Consider the following 20,032-nt stretch of genomic DNA (forward strand, 5'->3'; position numbering starts at 1 on the left):
GACTCAGATCAGGGCAGCGGCGATCGTCTCGGCGTGCACGCTGGTGACACCGAACAGCAACTCACTGGTCTTTGCCCGCCGAAAGTAGTGGTGCAGTGGGTGTTCCCAGGTGAAGCCGATTCCGCCGTGGATCTGAATTGATTCTTCGGCGGCGAAGGTGGCCGCTCGGGACGCGAGCACACGGGCAGTCGCGGCGGCGGCGACGAACTCGCTTGTGCTGCGCGCGTCGGCCCCGGCTGCATCGAGCACCGCCGCCTCGGCCAGTTCGGTCGCGATGAGCATGTCCGTGAGGCGATGCTTGATCGCTTGGAACGACCCGATGGCCCGTCCGAACTGCTGACGGGTTTTTGCGTACTCCACCGACATGTCCAGGCATGCTCGCGCCGATCCGACCTGTTCGGCTGCGAGAGCTGTGATGGCGGCCGCCTGCGCCTTTCCGAGGCCGGCACCGATGTCGTCACTCGTCGCCCGGTGAGCGACCGCGCCGAAAAACTCGACCCGTGCGAGGCCCCTGGTGAAATCCAGTGCCTCACTCGGTGTTCGGGTGACTCCGTCAGCGCCACCCTCGATCACCGCCAGCTCGGTACCGTTCGGACCCTTGGCTACGACGATCAGCAGATCCGCATCGGCTCCGTCCACCACGGCTTCTCGAACGCCGTTGAGGACGAGGGTGCCGTCGCTGCCCGCCGTAGCCTCGATGGAGGACGCTGCGAAGGGGAACGGGGCCACCAGTGTGGCCGTCCGGGTACCGTCGGCAATCGTCGGAAGATTCTGCGAGCAAGCCCGTTCGGACCCTGCGTGGAGGAGACCGAAGCCTGCTAGGACGACCGAAGACAGATAGGGGGCCCTGCCGAGCGAACGACCCAGCTCGGTCATCACCACTGCTGCGTCCTTCAGCGTGAAGCCGGCACCGCCGAATCTTTCCGGGAACGGGATTTCCGTGAGACCCATCTCGACCAGTGCAGGCCGGACGTCCTCGCCTATCTTCGTTCTGGCCAAGGACGAACGGAGGCCGGCCTGTAGATCGCGTTGCTCGACGGTCAGTTCGAGTGTCATGGCATGCTCCTATCGTGGTTCGCGAGGCAAGCCGAGCCCGCGTTCGCCGATGATGTTGCGCTGGATCTCGTCCGAACCGCCGGCGATCCGATATCCGGGGGCACCGAGGAGATGTTCGGTCCACGCGAAAGTGTCGGGTGCACCGGTGTCCGCCAGGATCTTGGGCCCGAGGAATGTCGCTGCGGCGTCGCCGATGCGTTTGAGATTCTGGGTCCACACCAGTTTGCCGATCGAACCCTCCACTCCGGGAACAGCTCCGGCCAATTCACGCTCGGCGTACCGGGCGACCATGAGTGCCGACGCTCTTTCGTAGACAGCAACTTCGGCCAGCTGTTGCCGGACGAGCGGATCGTCCGAAATGCCGAGGCTCTTGGCCAGCCGGACCAGATCAGCGCCGTTCCCGCCGGCGCTGACGATCCCGGCGCTCGAACTCCGCTCGAAACCGAGTGTGGTCAGCGCGACTGTCCAGCCGTCGCCCTCGGCACCGAGCCTCGACGAGTCGGGCAACTCGACGTCGACGAGAAACACCTCGTTGAACGTCGACCCGCCGGACATTTGGCGAATAGGTCTGATGTCGACCCCGGGTGCGTCCATGGGCATCATGAACGCCGTCATGCCGCGGTGTTTCGGGACGGTGGTGTCGGTGCGGGCGATGAGCAGGCCCCACTTGGAGAACTGCGCTCCCGAACTCCACACTTTTTGACCGTTCACGCGCCAGCCGCCGTCGGACTTGACTGCCTTGGTCGACAATCCGGCCAGGTCGGAGCCTGCTCCGGGTTCGGAGAACAATTGGCAGCAGAGCTCATCGGCCCTCAGGAAGGGTTCGACGAATGTCTTCTTCTGTTCGGGGGAACCCAGAGCGTGGATGGTAGGTGCCACCAATTCGACTGTCACGAGTACGGTCTCGTGTCGCTCCGGTGCGTTGTACTGCCGTTCGATCCCGACGTACGCGCGCTCGTGGCTCGCGGTGAGACCCGGTCCGCCCCATTCGGGTGCCCAGGTGATCGCCCCGAACCCGGCATCGACGCGGCGGCTCTGCCAGTGTGCCGCAGCGTCGATCAGCTCGCGTTCTTCGTCGTGACTGCGATTGTGGAAGATCGCGTAGTTGGGGTCGGACATCGTGGAGTTCGTCCTGGGTTCGAGGTTCTCCGCGAGCCAGGCCTCGGACTTCTCGGCGAATGCCTGAACGTCGATCGTCATGACTTCGTTCCCCCCGCCATCTCGGCGATGCGCGCCTCGACCGCGATCTTGGAATCCGGGTGTTCGGACAGGCGAAGGGTGTAGGACTGCTCGAGCTCGTACCCGCGTTTGAGGTCCATGCTCTCGCACCCGTTCAGCGATTGCTTCGCCAAGGTCAGGGCGTAGCGGCTCTTCGCCGCAATAGTTCGTGCGCGTGTCATCGCTGTGTCGAGCAGGACGTCGTGATCGACGACTTCGATGGGAGCGCCCCACGCGCGCAACGTCTCCGCATCGACGGCCTCGGCGGTGAAGAACATCCGCCGCATGGCCTGTTGCGGCAGCATCCGGGCGGTGAATCGCCCGCCGCCGAGCACGCCGACGCCCATCTCGGGCAGACCGAACGTGGCCCGCTCGGACGCTACCACGAGGTCGCATACCGACGTCAGGCCGAATCCGCTTCCGAGGCAAGGCCCGTTGATCGCCCCGATCACCGGCAGCGAGCAGTCCAGGACCGCGAAGATCGACCGGCGCACTTCGCGCATCTCGACCTCGCCGCTGGTCGCGTCCATGACGCGGAAGCTGCCCAGATCGTTTCCTGCACAGAAGATTCGGCCCCGCCCGGTCAGGACCACCACGCGGACGTCCTGGTTGTCCGACAGTGCCTCGAAGACGGTGGCGATCTCCCGGTACATCTGGGTGTCGATCGCGTTGACCTTGCCGCGGGCCAACTCGACGAGTGCGATACCGGGCTCGGGCTCGGTGACCACGACGTGGTCGATTCCAGCAGGCTGTAATGACAAGGGAACCTCTATTTCTCGTGTGACGCGGCGAAGATCATCGCCGCCATCTGCGCCGGTACTGCGGTGCGATCGCGGGTCCAGCTGCGCAGTGCGAACTTCTGCACCTTGCCGCTCGCGGTCTTGGGTAGCGAGTCCACCACGAAGATGCTTTCGGGAATCTTCTGTACGGCTATGTCGCGGTCGAGGAGGAATCGGTGGACCTCGTCCAGGGTGAGGTCTCGGTGATCGCGAGTGACGACGAACGCGCAACCCCGCTCTCCCGTTTGGGAATCGGGTCCCGCGACTACGGCGACCTCGATTACGGACGGGTGAGCACCGAGGTGGTTCTCGACGTCATGGGCACTGATCTTCTCCCCGGAACGGTTGATGATGTCCTTGATTCTCCCCACAACGTGAATGGCACCGTCGCTGTCGAAGCGGCCGAGGTCACCGGTCTTGAAGAAGCCATCGGGGGTGAAGGCGTCGTCGTTGAGGGTGGGGTCGAGATAGCCGAGAAACGTATCCGGTCCGCGCCACAGTATTTCGCCGACGCCGTTCGCTCCGTCCGACACGATCACCTCGGTAGGTGCGATGGGGCGTCCGTCGGATTTCTGACGCACGGCCGAGGAGTCCCATCGATCCGCAGTGGTGACGGAGGGGCCCTCGGTGGCACCGTACATGCGCACCACGGTGCCGAGGCGAGTCGTGGTCGCCGCGGTGAGTGCGTCGGGCACGTCGGCTCCGCCGCATACGATGTACCTGATCGACGGTGTCGGTACCTGTCCGGATTCGGATTCGTCGAGTAGTCCGCGCAGGAACGGCGTCGAGAAGATCATGAAGCTGCAGTGTTCGTCGACGATACGGCGGAGCGCGATAGCAGGATCCCACGTTTGTTGTAGGACAACGGATGTACCGAGAAGAAACGGCAGAATCAGGGCGCAATTGACGCCCGTGACGTGGGTGACCGGCGACGGATTGAAGATCACGTCGGTCTCGTTGAGTCCGAACCAGTCGATCATCGACGAGTTCTCATAGACCAGGGTGTTATGGCTGTGGAGGGCACCCTTGGGGTCGGCGGTAGTGCCGGATGTGTAGAGCAACAGGCAGATATCGTCTGCGGAAGGTGCTGTGCGCGAACGTAAGTCCGAGATCATCTCGTCCGTGACTCGGTCCAGCAGATCATCCCACTCCGCCAAGGATACGACGAGTTCCAGGTCCGGCAGATCGTCGGCCAGATTGCGATACATGGCGGCCACGTCGACCCCGCGCAATTCGGCAGGGACGAAAGCGACCTTTGCTCGTGACTGTCCGAGAATGAAGCGGAGCTCGCGAGACCTGTAGATGGGCACGATGGGGTTGGCGACCGCACCCAGCTTCATGACGGCCTGAAAGACGACGACTGCCTCGATGCAGTTCGGGAGCTGGAACGACACGACGTCGTCGGACGTGACGCCGCGGTTGTGCAGGGCGGCGGCCACTCTGGTCGCATCTCGATCGATCTCGGCAAACGTGGCTCGGCGCTTGCCGTCGACCACGGCGACGGCGTCCGGGTACATACGAGCAGCGCGGGTGAGGTAGTGCCCGATCGGTCGGTCGCTCCAATGCCCGTCGGTTCGGTACGAGTGTGCGAGGTCGGCGCTCGGCGGCCTTGTCGGCAACATCGCTACTCCCTACCGTTCGGTCGATACTTTTCTGACAACAACTACAGTAACCAATCGCGCAAACTATGTATAGGTTTAACGTAGATCACACAGCCCCGACGCTATGGTTATCTCATGGTGACCACTGACGGCGAGATCGTCCCGCGCGTGCGGGCACCCAAGATGTCCGCGAAGATCGCTAACCTCATTGCCGACCAGATCCTGACCGGCGGCATCATCGAGGGACAGCGGCTGCCGACCGAGAAGGACATGGTGGCAGAGCACGGCGTAGCACGGACCACCGTCCGCGAGGCGCTTCGACTCCTCGAAAGCCGTGACCTGGTAACCATCAAGTCGGGCATCGGCGGTGGGCCGGTAGCGAAGCGCCCTCAGCTCGAATCGCTCGGCAACACAATGAAGCTCTTCCTCCAGATCGACGGAGCCAACATCAGCGACGTCATCGACGCCAGGCTGATGCTCGAACCGATCGTGGCGCGGGAAGCCGCGGCAAACATCACCGATGAGCAGGTCGAGGTTATGCAGACCGCTCTGGATCGAATGCGCGAAGACCCGGGCGACTACGGCAACTTCCAGGACAACAATTCGGCCTTTCAGCGCAGCGTGTACGACGCCGCCGGTAACCCGGTCCTGAACATCGTCATGGAGACTCTGTGGCTGCTGGTGCGGGACGCGGAGCCGAACGAGCATCCCATCGCCACGCGACTGGCCGCGATCGAGATGCAGCAGGACGTGCTCGACGCGATGCGAGCCCGCGACGAGGACGCCGCCGCCGCCACCATGAGCGCATTCGTCCAGGAGACCGCAAAGTACTACCGCCGCCGGCTGTCCGAGATCATTTCCAGGCCGGTCCGGTGGCAGATGTGATCAGAGACAGGCTGTGCGAGAGTGAATTCGGGTGCTCCCCGCCTGGATGATCGGCACAGGTCAGAGCCTCTGTGGTGGTTCCATTCGGACGTATCTGGTTGTCTCGCAACATACTTGTGAGCGAGCGGTCAACGGTTCGATCCCGTTGGGAGGCTCCACTGCTCCGATCCCGCTGCTGGGGTCGGAGTTTTTGTCTGTGGTGGCCGGTGCGGACGGCTCGCGCGCATATGCGGCCCTCGTGGGAATTCACGGTGCTTGTAGGAGGTGTGGATTCCGACGAGGGGCGTGGATTGCCGGCTACGTCCGCCGTTTCGGTCAAGGCGTACGCGTGGTTGCCAGTCGATGCTGAACGATGGCGACCACAGCCACGACCGCAACTCCGACGGCGAAGAGGCCCACGGCGGCGGGCCATTCGTTGCCGACGGCCAGTAGTTCTCTGTTCTCGCCCTGCCACGGCCACAGTGCACGCAAGGACCCCAACAGCAGGCCGGCAGCGGCGACCATCGCCAGGTCGTGGTAGTTCGCCAGCAACCGTTCGAGCACTCGAACGAAGCTGACCAACCCCACCAGAGCACCCAGGGCGAACACGGCCAGGTACGTCAGGTTCCGCTCGTCGACGGCCGTGAGCGTCGGCGCATACAGGCCGATGACCAGCAAAAAGAACGAGCCAGATACACCTGGCAGCACGAGCGCACATATTGCGATCGTCGCGGCGAAGAACACCAGAATCAACGACGGATTCGACGCCTCGACCCCGGGTAGCGACGTGAGAACGACGACCGCGACAGCGAGAACGACGAACAGAACCACGGCGGACAGTCGGGACCTGATGGTGGGGAAAGCTCCACGACTGATCTCCATGAACGGGATCGCCACCGACATCGCGATCATGCCCATGAACAGTGCCTTGGAGTAGACGGGCTGATCCGTGACGAAATCCGCCATGATCCCTGCCACCGAGAACACCATCAACAGCATGCCGACGCCGACCGTGACGAGCAGCCACCAATCGACCTGACGGATCTCGGCGCGTACGTCGGACCGTGTGAGCACGGCCTTGGGGATGTCCGTCAGATGCTTCGCCGACGCGATGGCCCTGGTGTAGATGCCGGTGACCAGGGCGACCGTGCCGCCGGAGACCCCGGGAACCGTTTCCGCCAGACCGATCAGACCGCCGCGAACGACGTTGGCCGCCAATTCCGTCGCCGGCGGCCGCCCCCTGACAACCTCATCGAGTCCGGGTCGATCCTGCTCCTTGTCACCATGTTCGGAGGGCGTCTGCCGGTTCGTCGTCATGCCCGAATCGTCCCAAACGCCGCAATACTGCTCGACACCGGCTCGACAAGCTCGGGTGTGATCGCACCCGTGAGCGAGCGGTCGACGGTTCGATCCGCCCTCCCCATACCGCCGTCACGAATCAGCTCCCCGTTCTTGTGAACCCGACGCCGATCGGAGTCGGGTATCCGAAACGGAGGAGCCGATCCGAGGTGGTCGGTCACAGAGACGGCCTCCGCGAACATCGGCGTGGATCCGAGTATTCAGCGGAAGATCAGCTCGTGCCAGAACCGATCACGTCCAGTCCAGTCGAGAGCGGTTGTCCCAGTAAATTTCCGGCGACTCGGCAAGATCCGGATCGCTCGCTGCGATCAGTTCGCGGTCGATCGACAGAGCAGCGACATTCTGCTCGAGTTGTGCCGCAGTGGCCGCGCCGGAGAGCACGACATCGGCCCAGGGTTGGGCGAGTGCACGTGCCAGCGCCAGTGCGTCGCGGCCGATTCCGGCGGAGTCCGCGACGCGGGCGAGTGCAGAATCTTCGGCCACCAGTCGGCCGTTGGCCATGGCCTCTTTGACGACGACGAACCAGCCGGCTTCGTGTGCTCGTGCCAACGCCGGGCCGACGGACGGCTCGAGGGGGTTCCACGTCGACTGCACCGAGCTGAACACCCCGATCTCCAGCGCTGCATGCACCACGTCGGCTTGATGTGGCCCGCTGGTGCTGATGCCGATTCGGGTACCACTCTCGGCTAGGGCACGTAGGTCGTCGAGCAGGGCAGTGTCGCTCAGGGCTGGACTGTCCGGGGTGACGCTGTGGATCAGGTAGTGGTCCGGTGCACCGCCGAGGTCGCGCAGAGTCTGCGGCCACTGCTCGGCCAAGCGGGCAACCGAGTGCTCTTTCACCTCGTGCACCTCGGCACCCCGCTGGAAATCGGCGACGTACGCGTATCCCCATTTGGAGCCGATCACCAGCTCGTCTCGCCGAGAAGGGTGTCGCGACAACCAGCTGCCGAGGAAGCGCTCGGCAAAGCCGTAGGAGCGCGCGACGTCGAAGTGTCTGATTCCGCTGTCCCATGCGGCGTCGAGTACTGCGTGGCACAGCTGCTCGAGGGCTGCCGGATCGAATCGCCCGTCGACGGCATCGGAGTGCCCGACCGTCAGGTACTCGGGGCGTCCGAGGGCGGCAAGGCCGAGACCGAGTCGGGTCATGTCGTCAGTACTTTCGTTGTGCCGTGGCGGAAACAACCACCATATCTGCGATCGGACCGCGCTCGCGTGATCGATACCAGATGTTGCGAGGCAGGATCATCGAGCTGAGACTGTGAACTCGGGGCGCACTCGGTGTGCGCCTGCAGTACGGCCACGAAGGAGAGATCTGTTGACCGATTTTTCAGGTAAGCCATTGATCGGCGAGATTCGGCTTGCACGAGCTCGAGCCGGATTGAGTTGGGCCGCTGTGGCCGAGGCCATCGACATGCCGGTGGCATGGACGGTGTCGGCACTCTACGGACAGCATCCCCTCAGCCTCGCCCAGGCCGACCTGCTCGCCGAAAAACTGGGCATGCCCGACGGTTCGTTGTTCGAGCTGACCCTGGCTCCCTATCGTGGGTCGCTGGACATCTCCTCGGACCCCACGGTCTACCGATTCCACGAGGCGCTGCAGGTGTACGGCCCTGCGCTCAAAGAACTGATCGCCGAGGAATTCGGCGACGGCATCATGAGCGCCATCAACTTCACGATGAACATCGAACGACGACCGCACGATGACGGAGATCGGGTCGTGGTGACGTTCGACGGGAAGTTCCTCGACTATCGATGGACCGAGTAGGCCGAAATCGACAGTCAGGGGGACGATTCGGAAGATGGGCCGACCAGTGCGCGTCGCATCCATTCGTACACTCTCTCGTCGTTGAGGAGGGTGAAGTGGTGTGCGCTGTTGATCGCCAGACCGTCGTCCGGACGAAGTCCTATGTCACGCAGCTTGTTCCGCCCTCCGGCGCTGTCCGTACGGACCAGGCCGTCGCCCACGAAGATTCCGATCGGGTGTCGCGGGTTTCCTGTGATGACGGCGGACGCGTGATGATGCCGCACCCCCTCCGGAACCGAGATGTCCGCGGCCGCTCCGACGTCGAATCCGTCGGCGTAGCTGGCATGTCCCTCGTCCTCGGTGATCGATCCGTGAATCAGGTCGCGGACTCCTGCGCTTCGACGCGCCAACAGGTTCGCGAACGGACGGGTCTCGGGCGCTATCGCCAGCGCTGCCGTGGCGACGTGAACGCCGCGCGCAAGCGGCGCACCCAGATGTGGTGTCCCCAGGGTGAATACGTCCGTCAACAGCTCCACCCATCGGCGGCCGTTCTCCGCAGCGTGGTGTGCGGCGCTGCGCGAGACCAGCCCGCCCATGGAATGACCGACCAGGGTGATGCGGTGAACCCTGACGGGCCAGGCCGGCACGAGCTGTTCCAGCAGGTCCGACAGGTCGGCACCGTTCGTGGCAATTCGACGGCCGGTGTTGTAGCGCAGAAAGATCGAGGTTGTTCCGGCTTCGGAGTCCAGGCGCTGCCCGTACGTGGGTCGCCCACCGAGCCGCCATGCCGATTCGGTCTCGACGAGCCCGTGCAGGAACACCACGAGGTACGCTCCCGCGTCGGGAAACGCCGTGGCCAGAGCGCGGTACTTGGGAACTACCGGGCGTCCGTCGACACGTATCGACATCGGGTAGGCGAGGACCCGGGAACTGCGCTCCATGTCGTCGCCGATGAGACCGTGCAGGACGGCGATGGTCTGGGCACCGAAGACAGTGTGGGACGGCGACGGGCGATGGTCGTCCTCCGTCGCTTCGTCGCCGCCGGAAAAGGCTCCGACAGCCTTGGCTGCGCCGGTGCAGGCGGCTGTGATGGACGCGTAGGTTCCGGCGGCGATCGCGTCGTGCATCAGCTGTGTCGGTAGAACCGCGGGACCGACGCCGAGCCGCACAGCGGCAAATGTGCGTCGTGCAATGGCCGAGTGAACTGCGCGAACACCACCCGCGGCCGACGCCAGCTCGCGAATCGCGATTTCTGCGAGTTCGCCCAACTCTTGTGTGCGCTGAGTTTTCGCCCCCACCGTTTCCAATGTACGTATGTTCACTCGAATGGGTCGTCGGTTTTCTAGGACACCACCCGGCCGCCGTGCCACTATTGTCCGGTATTTCCCCTCGAACAGGAGAGAGCCGATGACGGTTGGACGACTTCCGCTGAAAGCGGCAACGATCGCGGCATTGACGGTTGCAGGGCTGTTCGTCGTGCCGGGGGTAGCGTCGGCCGCTCCTGCCTTCGATCCGAACAACGACGGTGCGGTCACGGTCGATGAAGTGCTCGATGCACCGCTGTTGCCAGCGTCCCTGTCTCCGGGGCTCGACAGCAACGGTGACGGTGCACTCAGTATCGGCGAAGCGTTCGAGGGCAGAATCCCCACCAACCCCAAGCGGTGTCTGATGGTGGACGATGGGTTCATCTGCCCGTGACCGGTTCAGTCTCGGCGACCCACCACCGGGTTCAGTTCCGAGGCCGCGAGGCCACCGGGCTCCACGCCTGGTAAGAATTCGCGCCAGGTGCCGCTGATCAGCGTGGGCGACTCGACAACCCGAGCCCCGTCGGCAAAGTAGGTGGTGGCCAAAGCGCGGCGCGGCTGGGTCGTCAGGTTCGGCCCCGCGGTGTGGAAGCACAGCGCGGAATGGAACGACACGTCTCCTACCGAGAACGGCTCGGACTCCACGGCAACGCCGCGCTCGACGAAGCGATGGGCGACGGCCTCGTCGTACGAGGTGCCGACCTTGTCGAACTCCAGGTCGGCAACCTCGTTCAGTACCTCGCGGCCGCGGGCGAACGACAGCGGACCCATTCGGCCGGGGATGGCCGACATCGGCATCCACGCGGTGACCGCCTGGACGGTCTGCAGTGGGAAATGCTCCGCGTCGTGATGCCAGGGCGTGCGTCCACAGCCGGGCTCCTTGGACAGCGCGTTGTCGTGGTAGAGCCGCACGGCCGGTTCGTCCAGCAAGGCCGCGGCCAGGCCGCCGATCCGGGGCGAGAGTGCCACGGCACGCATCAGGTCGTCGTGGAGCCACATCTGCTCCAGTGCGGTGAACCGACCGGCGACGTTCTCGCCGTGCTCGGCGCGCAGTAGCTCCTCGAGGCGCTCGGCGAGGCGTCGTACCACGGCAGGGGAGAACACGGCGGGCAGCCGAACGAAGGCCTCCCGGGCGAAGGACTCGACTGCGGCCGGGGCGAGGTCGTACGGCTCGGCAAGCTCATGCGCGACCTGCTCGTCGGACGCTGCGTCGACGTCCGGCAGGCCCGGCCCGTCGACCAACTCGGCGGGCACCTGGTCGTTGGCAGCCAGAGTGACGTACCAATCCCACCAGTCCTGATCGTCGCCTGCCCAGTCCTGGTCGATACCGCCATCGCGATTCTGCTGGGGAAGCCGTTCGTTCGTCGGAGCCGCAGGTTCGTTCAGAGCCACAGCAGGGCCGCCTCGTGCGAGAAGGTGTAAGAACCCGACTCGTCGCGGCAGGAGGCGAGGTAGTCGCCCAGCACCGGTGCAGCCTCCATCTCCTCCAGCGACACGGAGTCGTCGAAGGCACAGCGCTGCAGAAAGCCCTCGGCGACAACACGATCGGATGTCCCGGTGGTGTACGTGACGCGCTGGTCGCGCACATCCGCGCCGGCTCGGATCAGCGCGTCGCGCACCTGCTCGGCCGTCGTGTACGGGGTCGCATCACGCACGCCTGCCCGGAAGGCGTCGTAGAACGCCAGGTAGTGGGAGCTCGCCGTGGCCTGCGCGACCAAACCGAGGCCGCCGGGGGCCAGAGCAGCCACGAATCGTTCGGCTGCGGCATCCAATTCTGTGGGCGGAAGGGCGTACAGCGCGTGGGTGGCCCACACGATGTCGTACCCGGTCCGATCCGCGGGCAGGTCCTGCAGGGTCATCACCAGGTCGTCTCGAGGCACGAACGGTGTGCCGAGGGCTCCGCGAGCCTCGGCCACCGAGAACGCAGACGGGTCGAGCAGGTCGTAGGCCAACTCTGGCACCGTCGACAGATCGGTGTAGCGGCGTAGAGCGGTGGGGAACTTGCCGCTGCCGCAGGCCACGTCGAGCAGCGACCAGCCGTCGCGGCTGTGCTCGGCGAGCAGGGCGGGCCAGTCGGCGGCCAGTGCCAGTTGGTGGTAGTCCTCCGTGGCCAGGGCGTAGAAGGCCTCCATGCCCGTGCGGCCGGCCTCGCTCCAGTGCTCGAGACTGCGCTCGGCCGTGTCTCCGTTGCTCATGGCACTCCTCTCGGGAAGCCAACCGCAACGCATTCCCGGGTGCGTCGTGGTTCACTCGATGTGGTGTCCAACATAGCTCCGTATCCGTCGAGCGACGCTGCAGCCGGGTTCCTCGACGCGTTACGCGCCCTGCGGCGTGACTCCGGGCCTCTGCCCGGTCTCGCGCCCGACTCCTACGCCCGAGACCACGCCGCTTTCGAGCGACTGTCCGACCAGCGCGGTCTGATCGCCGAGCACCTCGCCGCCCGGCTGGCAGCGATGGGGGATGGACCGATTTCGGTGCTGTCGGTGGGCTGCGGTGACGGGTCGCTCGACGTCCGGCTCGCCGCCGGTCTGGTACAGCGGCTGTCCGGCGAACCGGTGCGGTACGTGGGCATCGACCCCTGGCCCGGGAGTGTGGAGTTGTTCACCGCCAGGATGGCCGCGCTGACGACCGCCGAGCTCAGCGTCGATGCGCACGTCGCGTCCTTCGGCGACGCCCCGGTCGACGAGACTTTCGACGTCGTGTTGTTCGTGCACTCGATGTACTACGTCGCCGACGTGGGGGCGACGCTGCGAAGCGCTCTCGACCTGCTGCGGCCCGGCGGTGAGCTGTGGGTGGCCGTTGCACCGTCGGCTGCGCTCAACGCTCTGGTGGGCGTTCTCGCCCCGCCGCTGGAGGGCCACCGGCAGTGGTTCAGTGCCGACGTCGAGAAAGCCTTCGTCGACGGCGGGATCGCAGTGGACGACGTGGCCACTCTGGACGCGTTGGTAGACCTCGCCTCTGCCGGCGACGAGGTACTCGACTTCGCAGTGCAGGCCCGGCTGACTCCCGAGTTGTACGGCACCGTGCGGGCCTATCTCGACGCGGTCTCGGTGCCGGGCACCGACGGCAGACGTCGGGTGCCGCACCCGGTCGACGTGTTCGCCGCAACCCGTCGTTGACCGGTCACGCAGGATCTGCGCCGACAATGTGCGGCCCTTCGCCGCGAATGAGCTCCGCGGGCCAGGAAAGTCGCCCCTCGTCTTGACCCACAGCGCGCGAACGGGGGGAATTGCCACCGGAGGCGCAAATCTCCGGTGACATATTGACACGAAGACGTTCCTAGTTGCATGGTGAACTGAGAACGGTGCCGTTCCTGTTTGGTGCCGATGACGGAACGTGGAGGTAAGTCATGGCAACGAACGCGGCACTGATGTCTCGGAAGTGGGTGACGGGGCGGGCGGTCGGTCGCCGGATCGAGGAACTCGACCCGGTTGTGGGCAACGAGGAAGCCACGCATCTGAGCCTCGAAGTCCGTTATGGCGACGCCATTTTCGCCCATGCCGCGTACACCGTGGCATTCGCTCGACAGGTGGCGGTTCCGTCGATCGCGCGAATTCTGTACCGGACCGGTACCGGCGACATGATGCACGACGTGCGCAGACGCAACGACGACACGCTGCTCTTCTTCGGCGAGATGCTCCATCACGGGCATTCCAGCGAATACGGCCGATCGATCATCGACCGCATGGAGCAGATTCACTCGCGGTTCGGTATCACCGACGACGACAAGCTGTACACATTGGGTTCGCTGGCCTTCGAGCCGGACCGCATCGTCGAACATCTCGGGTTGAGCGTCTTCACCGACAACGAGCGTGAAGCGCGTTTTCACTTCTGGCGTCAGGTCGGGGAGTACATGGGCCTCGATGTTCCGCAGACGCGAGAGCGTTTCTTGCGCTGGACGTTCGACTACGAGTCTCGGTACGAGCACACCGACGGTGCCCGCAAGATCGTCGATCAATTGTTCCTCGATTGGCAGGAGCGATGGTTCCCCGGTCGGACGAAGCGCTTCGCCGACGGCATTCTGCTGTCGGTGTTCACCGAAGACCTGCGTGCGATACATCGATTGCCCGAGCCGTCCCGAGGCCATCGGCATGTCGTGCCGCCGGCGATCGGTGCGTACCTGGCATTTCAGGGCGTTCGCCCGCATCGGCCCCACCGATCCTGGTCCGACCACTTCGGAACGCGGCATCCCAAGCCGCTGGACATTCCCACACTCGGCCACCGCAAGGCCGTCGGACGCACCGAGGGCCCGGCACTGGGAAGCCGTTGATGGACAACAGAGTCACGAGGACTCCGATGTACGCACGCGACGAGGCCGGATTGGTCCCGACCGTCGGGTCTTCCAGTCGTTCGAGCCCTCGCACGGCAGTGGACGAATCACGTTGCTCTGACAGATAGTGGTCCGATGGACACGCTGAATCCCGATGTACCCGACGACGTCTTCGCCGACGTGTTGAAGCAGGTCTCGCAGTTCGTGCGGTCGCGTGTCGTCCCGCGCGAACTCGAGATCATGAACACCGATGCCATCCCGGAGGATCTGCGCACGCAGGCTGCCGAGATGGGATTGTTCGGCTATGCGCTTCCGCAGGAGTGGGGTGGGCTGGGCCTGAATCTGATTCAGGATGTCGAGTTCGCCATGGAGCTCGGGTACACCTCGTTGGCGTTGCGATCGATGTTCGGCACCAACAACGGAATTGCCGGGCAGGTGCTGGTGGGGTTCGGCACCGAGGAACAGAAGGCGAAATGGTTGCCGGGCATGGCGTCCGGTGACGTCGTTGCCTCCTTCGCGCTGACCGAGGACGGGGCCGGATCCAATCCGGCGGGCCTGAAGACCACTGCGACGGTCGACGGCTCCGGGTGGGTCATCAACGGCAGCAAGCGGTACATCACCAATGCGCCGATCGCGAACATGTTCGTCGTCTTCGCGAAACTGGACCCGAAACCGCTGAGCGGCAACGGTATTGCGGTATTCGTGGTTCCCGCCGACGCTGCGGGAATCGAGGTCGGTGTCAAGGACGCGAAGATGGGGCAGCAGGGATCCGGCACGGCCGACGTGAACTTCACCGACGTACGCGTCGAGGCCGACGCCTTGGTTGGCGGCAACAGCGATGCAGGAGTGGAGCCTGCGGAACGACCCATGATCGATATCGGCTACAAGGCTGCGATGACCTCGCTGGCGCGGGGGCGGGTACACATTGCGGCGCTGGCCGTCGGTCAGGCGCAGCGCGCGCTGGACGAATCGGTCTCGCATGCGGCGGCGTCCACTCAGGGCGGTGAGCCGATCGGGAACTTCCAACTGGTGCAGGCCATGATCGCCGATCAGCAGGTCGGTGTGATGGCGGGCCGGGCCATGGTCCGTGAGGCTGCGCGGGCGTGGGTGCAGGAGACCGATCGGCGTATCGCGCCGTCCGCGGTGAAACTCTTCTGCACCGAGATGGTGGGCAAGGTCGCCGATCTCGCCGTCCAGATCCACGGTGGTGCCGGATACATGCGAGAGGTCCCGGTCGAGCGCATCTATCGGGATGTGCGACTGCTGCGCCTGTACGAGGGCACGAGCGAAATTCAGCGACTGATCGTCGGCGGCGGATTGATCCGGGCGGAGCAGAAACGCAACCGCTGAGTGTCATCAGGTAAGCGTGCCGATCGGTGTTGGAGGACTGGCGATGGTCGTCGATTTCACGCACGTGCATCTCGGCCCATCGGCGAACAACCGAGAGCGGCCCTTCGAGCGGCAATCCTCACGGCGACAGAGCGACGGTATGTGGCCAGTGATGATCGACGCACAGGCCTTCGCTCGAGCGCGAAGGAGAGCGACTTTTCCGCGCAGCGCTACCGTGCCGGAGCGGGAACGAGAACGAATCCTGTTGTCGTGCTCTCTACATGGCCGCCTGTGGGCGGTGTGAAGTGGCTGCCCAGTAGGAGGGTGTTCGTGTCGGCGATGCTGGAGAGGATCAGTTCTCGGGTGCGTCGAGCCAGAAGTGGATCGACGTCGGCACCGCAGCACAGACTCGGGTGGGCGAGCTGCACGGGGTGGTGCATCGAATCCCCTGTGATGAAGGCTGTCTCGCCCGCCGACGAGATCCGCACCGACACATGACCGGGGGTGTGGCCCGGTGTGGGAATCAGTTCGATTCCGTCGGCGATCTCGACCGCCGATTCGGCAGTGACCACATCGAGTTGTCCTGCCTGCCTGATCGGGGTGATGGAGTCCGCGAACATCCGCTCCTGGTCCGCGCTCAACTCCTGGGAAGCCCAGAAGTCCCATTCCGTGCGGGACGTGAGATATCGGGCGCGGGGAAAGGTCGGCTCCCACAGACCCTCTCGCACGGTGGTGTTCCATCCGACGTGATCACGGTGGATGTGTGTAGTGACCACGAGGTCGACCGAATCCGGTGACACTCCTGCGCCGGCCAGCCGCTGGAGGTATTCGGTGTCGAGGTCGTTCCATGCAGGATTTTCCCGGACCTTGCCGTTTCCCACACCGGTGTCGACGATGACGCGTGTATCGGCGATATCGACCACGAAGCTGTGCACGGACACCCGAATCTCGCCGTCCTCGTCGGTGGACGACGGATCGAGCCAAGGTTGAGCGCCGACGAGCTCGGGGGTGGCGTCGGGAAGCAGCCACCGTCCCTGCCCCTCCAACGCAATCTCGTCGACGCGAGTGATGACGACGTCGCCGACCGACCATTGTGTAGGGGAAGAAGGCACGACCGGATCCTAACCCCAATGATGCTGCCGGACAGTGCCGATCCACCAACGACCGAAACTCAGACGGCACCGCTTTACCTGACGTCTGAGCCGGCCGAGCGCGTCGCCTGACGGGGTACCCGGTTCGGCGGTGTGCACGGTCATGTCCGTGAGGTCACTCCACTCGGGATAGAACCGGCGGGTACGGGGATCGCGAAAGGTATATCTGGCCAGGTCGACCGACGTCCCGCATGTCTGTCGAGATCGGCGTACAGGGCGGCGCAGAGACCGTTGTTCGAAACGAGGTCCGGCCGCACACGCTGCCGAAAAGAGGACTCACTTGCCCACTCTGTGCGGTGTCTGAGGCGAGATCGGCAGGCAGACGAACAGGAGGCATCCTGGCGGGGTGGCGGCGAAGGGCATTCTGGTCGAATGAGGTCCCAGGTCCTGCACACTGTCGAACAGGTCACTGGTGTCGAGGAAGCTGGCGGGGTCGATGTCGACGTTGAATGTCGGTCGATACGGGCGCGGCACGATATCCGCGTCCGGTAATGCCGCGGCGAGTGCGTTGAAGAAACTGGAATACAGCTCGCTGTTGACACTTGCACTGAGCACTGTCGCCGGATCCGGCGATACGTCTCCGAAAGCACCGTTCCACGTGACCTGAACGCCAAGACTGGGGATGATGAAATTGTTCTGCTGCAGAAACCCGACCATGGCGTAGGCATCATCGGGCATCGGTCCCATCAGCGGGGCATCTACGGTCTGCTCGGACGGAAAACTGGGTCCGTGGCATGGTGTTCGGTTCAGCCACACCAAGAATCCGTAGCAGGCGTTCGTCCGGGACGGCTCGCGAAGCGCGGAAACGTAATCGCGGGAGATGATCCGGCGACCGTTCCACGACCCGTCGTTCGCCAACAGCATTCCCAGTCGCGCAAAGTCGTTGGGCGGCATGAACAGGAGTGCAAAGCCGTATGTGTGCCCTGTGCGGTCTCTCGCCCAATGATAGTCGGCCGGTGTGATGCCGATGGGAGAGAACAACTCTCGCTGGGCGAAGGCTTGAAGGTCTTCGCCGACGGCGTTCTCGACAACGTAGGCCAACAGGTCCGGCCCGCGTTGGGAGTATGCGAAGTCCTGTCCTGGGGCCGTGACGAACGGCCGAGACAGGGCTTCGGCCGCGACGTCGACGGTCACGTCGAGGCCGCTCGGGATGCCGTCCGACACGATCCCCTGCGCGAGCCCGGAACTTTGGTTCAACAACTGCCGTACCGTGATGCTGCGGTGTGCCGCATCGCCCTGGCCTGGGGGAAGGTACCGGTCGATCGTCGCGTCGACGTCCAGTTCGCCCAAGGTGGTGGCCACACCCGCCAGCATCGACACCACACTTTTCGTCGAGCTCCACAAGTGCCACGGTGTGTTGCCTGTGGCCTCGTTGTATGGGCCTTCCCCGACGAGGCAGTTGTACCGAAACACCTGCACGTTGGTACGCAGGCGTGACGATGCCAATGCCACCGCGTCGGCGAGAGCCCTATCGTCCATCCCAACTTCGGACGGGGTTGCGCGCTCGAAACCGGCTTCCGCGACAGACGGTGCCGAACACGTGCGCGCGGTTCCCTCGACACCAGGAACCGCATGTGCCGAAACGGGAATGCCGACGCCGATCAGAACGACCACGCACACCGAGAGCACGATCGGACGCAGGTTTGTCATCGATCGTGCACGAGCACCCCAGGGCCACAGCGTCTGCACGCACCACAGTCTCTCACCGTGGGCCGCACCCGGTGCGGTTTTCGTGAATTGACGAGGTCGGCAGGCGATGTCCATCACGACGACCCTTGCCGGGGCCTGCAGGTGCGCGCAGGAAGTCAGGTTCCGCAGTAGGTCCGAAAACCGGCACTGAAGTTCTCAGGAGCAGGCAGGGCGTAATCCGCCCGGTCATCGTGTCGGTCGAACGGCGATGTGACGACCTCGAGCAGACGCTCGAAGGGCCCCAGATCGCCGGTCGTCGCAGCCTGGAGCGCAGCGTCGACCAGGTGGTTCCGGGGAATGTATGCCGGGTTGACGCGGTCCATACCGTCGGCGACGGATGAAAAGTCCTGTCCCCGAGCCGAAACCGCAGTCCGCCACCTCTCGAGCCAACTCCTGGAGGCGTCGGGTGGGACGAGGGAGTCGAACGGCACCGAGTTTCCGCGTAGGTTCTCGGCGAGGGCGCGGAAAGTCAGGGTCCAGTCGGCGCGGTGATCCGTGAGCAACCGATGCAGATCGTCGACGAGAGCGCCATCGACTGCACCCTCGTCCAGGCCGAGTTTGGCGGCCATCGCGGCGCCGTAGTGCTGTCGGTAGCGATCCCCGTAGGTGTCCAGGACCGCGGTCAGGGCGGTGATCGCGAGATCGGGAGTCGAATTCACCAGTGGCAGTAGTGTTTCGCCGAATCTCGCCAGATTCCACCCGAGAACGGCGGGTTGGTTGCCGTAGGCGTAGCGTCCACCGTGGTCGATGGAGCTGTACACCGTGGCGGGATCGTAGGCGTCCAGAAAGGCACACGGCCCGTAGTCGATGGTCTCGCCGGAAATCGTCGTGTTGTCGGTGTTCATGACGCCGTGCACGAATCCGACCGACATCCATTGTGCGACAAGGGACGCCTGAGCATCGACGACGGCCTCGAAGAATGCGAGGTAGCGATCCTCGGGTGCTCGCTCGACGAATTCGGGGTAGTGGCGGGCGATCGCGTAGTCCGCGAGGGTCTGCGCGAGTCCCTCTCGTCGGGCAGCGAACTCGAAGGTGCCCACCCGCAGATGGCTCGACGCCACCCTGGCCAGTACCGCGCCGGGCTGCGGACCTCCCTCTCGCACCACCCGTTCTCCGGTCGTGACGACGGCGAGTGAGCGGGTGGTGGGGATGTGCAGCGCATGCATCGCCTCGCTGATCAGGTACTCGCGCAGCATGGCTGCCACCACCGCACGCCCGTCACCACCGCGCGAGAACGGCGTGGCACCGGAACCCTTGAGATGCAGATCGACCCGACGGCCCTGATCGTCGCGAAGCTCACCGAGCAGCAGCGCTCGGCCGTCCCCAAGCAATGGCTGGTAGTTGCCGAACTGATGACCCGCGTACGCCATCGCCACGGTGGCGGTCTCGGTCGGAGAAACGGATCCGGACAGCACGCCGGCCCCGTCCGGAGTGCGCAGCGACGCAGGGTCGAGCGCGAGTGACCGGGCCAGGCCGTCGTTGAGGATCAGTACGCGAGGATCCGGTGCGTAGGTGCCCTGCCACGGTAAGGTGACGCCGGGGACCTGGTCGGCCAAGGTCGACTCGAACCCGAATGGGGGCAGGCTCGTGGTCGAAACGCCCGGTCCGAAAGATTCGCTCATGGTTCAGGGGTACCACGAATCGTGGCACCCAACCTCCCGGGGCTGC

At 64.7% G+C, this 20,032-nt stretch carries 18 protein-coding genes and 1 tRNA gene; 7 read left to right on the top strand and 12 right to left on the bottom strand.

What is annotated here, in order from left to right:
- Positions 1-3: 3 nt before the first annotated feature.
- The 4 genes from CH274_RS04475 to CH274_RS04490 are packed head-to-tail and all read right to left on the bottom strand — an operon-like array spanning position 4 to position 4,675.
- Positions 4-1,056, bottom strand: coding sequence for an acyl-CoA dehydrogenase family protein (locus tag CH274_RS04475; protein ID WP_094656884.1), 1,053 nt, complete (start codon positions 1,054-1,056; stop codon positions 4-6).
- 9 nt (positions 1,057-1,065) lie between these two features.
- Positions 1,066-2,256: an acyl-CoA dehydrogenase family protein gene (locus CH274_RS04480; protein ID WP_094630345.1), complete on the bottom strand. Its 1,191-nt coding sequence runs from the start codon at positions 2,254-2,256 to the stop codon at positions 1,066-1,068.
- Entirely contained in the window at positions 2,253-3,002 is a 750-nt protein-coding gene (locus CH274_RS04485; RefSeq protein ID WP_094656885.1) for an enoyl-CoA hydratase-related protein, read from the bottom strand. The genes CH274_RS04480 and CH274_RS04485 overlap by 4 nt, the downstream gene beginning before the upstream one ends.
- Positions 3,003-3,043: 41 nt before the next feature.
- A complete protein-coding gene (locus CH274_RS04490) occupies positions 3,044-4,675 on the bottom strand; it encodes an AMP-binding protein (RefSeq protein WP_094656886.1) in 1,632 nt (543 codons plus the stop codon).
- 114 nt (positions 4,676-4,789) lie between these two features.
- Between CH274_RS04490 and CH274_RS04495 the strand changes: the two genes are divergently transcribed.
- A complete protein-coding gene (locus tag CH274_RS04495; RefSeq protein ID WP_094630348.1) occupies positions 4,790-5,539 on the top strand; it encodes a FadR/GntR family transcriptional regulator in 750 nt (249 codons plus the stop codon).
- A gap of 65 nt (positions 5,540-5,604) precedes the next feature.
- Positions 5,605-5,697, top strand: a tRNA-Ser gene (locus tag CH274_RS29075).
- Between the two features lie 157 nt (positions 5,698-5,854).
- On the opposite strand, the gene CH274_RS04500 is transcribed toward CH274_RS29075, so the two are convergent.
- Together CH274_RS04500 and CH274_RS04510 are read right to left on the bottom strand one after the other, a co-directional pair.
- Complete coding sequence (locus CH274_RS04500) at positions 5,855-6,835, bottom strand: DUF368 domain-containing protein (RefSeq protein WP_094656887.1); 981 nt, start codon at positions 6,833-6,835, stop codon at positions 5,855-5,857.
- Positions 6,836-7,108: 273 nt separating this feature from the next.
- A complete protein-coding gene (locus CH274_RS04510) occupies positions 7,109-8,023 on the bottom strand; it encodes an aldo/keto reductase (RefSeq protein ID WP_094656889.1) in 915 nt (304 codons plus the stop codon).
- Between the two features lie 169 nt (positions 8,024-8,192).
- Between CH274_RS04510 and cynS the strand changes: the two genes are divergently transcribed.
- Positions 8,193-8,642 carry a cyanase gene (gene cynS, locus CH274_RS04515; RefSeq protein WP_045196854.1) on the top strand — a complete coding sequence of 150 codons (450 nt, stop codon included), beginning with the start codon at positions 8,193-8,195 and terminating at the stop codon, positions 8,640-8,642.
- Between the two features lie 14 nt (positions 8,643-8,656).
- On the opposite strand, the gene CH274_RS04520 is transcribed toward cynS, so the two are convergent.
- Positions 8,657-9,943 carry an esterase/lipase family protein gene (locus tag CH274_RS04520; protein ID WP_179275642.1) on the bottom strand — a complete coding sequence of 429 codons (1,287 nt, stop codon included), beginning with the start codon at positions 9,941-9,943 and terminating at the stop codon, positions 8,657-8,659.
- A gap of 85 nt (positions 9,944-10,028) precedes the next feature.
- Between CH274_RS04520 and CH274_RS29080 the strand changes: the two genes are divergently transcribed.
- Positions 10,029-10,319, top strand: a complete 291-nt coding sequence (locus CH274_RS29080; protein ID WP_179275643.1) for a hypothetical protein — start codon at positions 10,029-10,031, stop codon at positions 10,317-10,319.
- A 5-nt stretch (positions 10,320-10,324) separates the two neighbouring features.
- Here CH274_RS29080 and CH274_RS04525 read toward each other — a convergent pair whose 3' ends face one another.
- Both CH274_RS04525 and CH274_RS04530 read right to left on the bottom strand, forming a co-directional pair.
- The gene (locus CH274_RS04525) at positions 10,325-11,317 is read right to left on the bottom strand and encodes a phytanoyl-CoA dioxygenase family protein (protein WP_094656891.1); all 993 of its coding nucleotides are present in this window, start codon (positions 11,315-11,317) and stop codon (positions 10,325-10,327) included.
- Positions 11,308-12,120: a class I SAM-dependent methyltransferase gene (locus tag CH274_RS04530; RefSeq protein WP_179272988.1), complete on the bottom strand. Its 813-nt coding sequence runs from the start codon at positions 12,118-12,120 to the stop codon at positions 11,308-11,310. Before CH274_RS04530 ends, CH274_RS04525 begins: the two co-directional genes overlap by 10 nt.
- A 63-nt stretch (positions 12,121-12,183) precedes the next feature.
- Between CH274_RS04530 and CH274_RS04535 the strand changes: the two genes are divergently transcribed.
- From CH274_RS04535 to CH274_RS04545, 3 genes are all read left to right on the top strand, one after another.
- A complete protein-coding gene (locus tag CH274_RS04535; protein ID WP_143546527.1) occupies positions 12,184-13,044 on the top strand; it encodes a class I SAM-dependent methyltransferase in 861 nt (286 codons plus the stop codon).
- Positions 13,045-13,274: 230 nt separating this feature from the next.
- Positions 13,275-14,195 (top strand): oxygenase MpaB family protein, encoded by a 921-nt coding sequence (locus CH274_RS04540; protein ID WP_094656894.1) that lies wholly within the window; start codon positions 13,275-13,277, stop codon positions 14,193-14,195.
- Between the two features lie 135 nt (positions 14,196-14,330).
- On the top strand, positions 14,331-15,545 hold the full coding sequence (locus tag CH274_RS04545) for an acyl-CoA dehydrogenase family protein (protein WP_094656895.1): 1,215 nt from the start codon (positions 14,331-14,333) through the stop codon (positions 15,543-15,545).
- A 209-nt stretch (positions 15,546-15,754) separates the two neighbouring features.
- On the opposite strand, the gene CH274_RS04550 is transcribed toward CH274_RS04545, so the two are convergent.
- The 3 genes from CH274_RS04550 to CH274_RS04560 form a co-directional block, all read right to left on the bottom strand.
- Positions 15,755-16,636, bottom strand: a complete 882-nt coding sequence (locus CH274_RS04550; RefSeq protein WP_094656896.1) for an MBL fold metallo-hydrolase — start codon at positions 16,634-16,636, stop codon at positions 15,755-15,757.
- Between the two features lie 315 nt (positions 16,637-16,951).
- Positions 16,952-18,325, bottom strand: a complete 1,374-nt coding sequence (locus CH274_RS04555; protein WP_094656944.1) for a serine hydrolase domain-containing protein — start codon at positions 18,323-18,325, stop codon at positions 16,952-16,954.
- Positions 18,326-18,480: 155 nt separating this feature from the next.
- Positions 18,481-19,986, bottom strand: a complete 1,506-nt coding sequence (locus tag CH274_RS04560; protein WP_094656897.1) for a protein adenylyltransferase SelO — start codon at positions 19,984-19,986, stop codon at positions 18,481-18,483.
- Positions 19,987-20,032: the final 46 nt, after the last annotated feature.

Origin of the sequence: Rhodococcus sp. 06-418-5, assembly GCF_002258285.1 — a bacterium.
GTDB lineage: Bacteria > Actinomycetota > Actinomycetes > Mycobacteriales > Mycobacteriaceae > Rhodococcoides.

Bases quoted from the DNA above. Each gene is read 5' to 3' on its own strand.
- CH274_RS04475 (WP_094656884.1), bottom strand. From the start codon at position 1,056: ATGACACTCGAACTGACCGTCGAGCAACGCGATCTACAGGCCGGCCTC.
- CH274_RS04480 (WP_094630345.1), bottom strand. From the start codon at position 2,256: ATGACGATCGACGTTCAGGCATTCGCCGAGAAGTCCGAGGCCTGGCTC.
- CH274_RS04490 (WP_094656886.1), bottom strand. From the start codon at position 4,675: ATGTTGCCGACAAGGCCGCCGAGCGCCGACCTCGCACACTCGTACCGA.
- CH274_RS04495 (WP_094630348.1), top strand. From the start codon at position 4,790: ATGGTGACCACTGACGGCGAGATCGTCCCGCGCGTGCGGGCACCCAAG.
- CH274_RS04500 (WP_094656887.1), bottom strand. From the start codon at position 6,835: ATGACGACGAACCGGCAGACGCCCTCCGAACATGGTGACAAGGAGCAG.
- CH274_RS04510 (WP_094656889.1), bottom strand. From the start codon at position 8,023: ATGACCCGACTCGGTCTCGGCCTTGCCGCCCTCGGACGCCCCGAGTAC.
- CH274_RS29080 (WP_179275643.1), top strand. From the start codon at position 10,029: ATGACGGTTGGACGACTTCCGCTGAAAGCGGCAACGATCGCGGCATTG.
- CH274_RS04530 (WP_179272988.1), bottom strand. From the start codon at position 12,120: ATGAGCAACGGAGACACGGCCGAGCGCAGTCTCGAGCACTGGAGCGAG.
- CH274_RS04540 (WP_094656894.1), top strand. From the start codon at position 13,275: ATGGCAACGAACGCGGCACTGATGTCTCGGAAGTGGGTGACGGGGCGG.
- CH274_RS04545 (WP_094656895.1), top strand. From the start codon at position 14,331: ATGGACACGCTGAATCCCGATGTACCCGACGACGTCTTCGCCGACGTG.
- CH274_RS04555 (WP_094656944.1), bottom strand. From the start codon at position 18,325: ATGACAAACCTGCGTCCGATCGTGCTCTCGGTGTGCGTGGTCGTTCTG.
- CH274_RS04560 (WP_094656897.1), bottom strand. From the start codon at position 19,986: ATGAGCGAATCTTTCGGACCGGGCGTTTCGACCACGAGCCTGCCCCCA.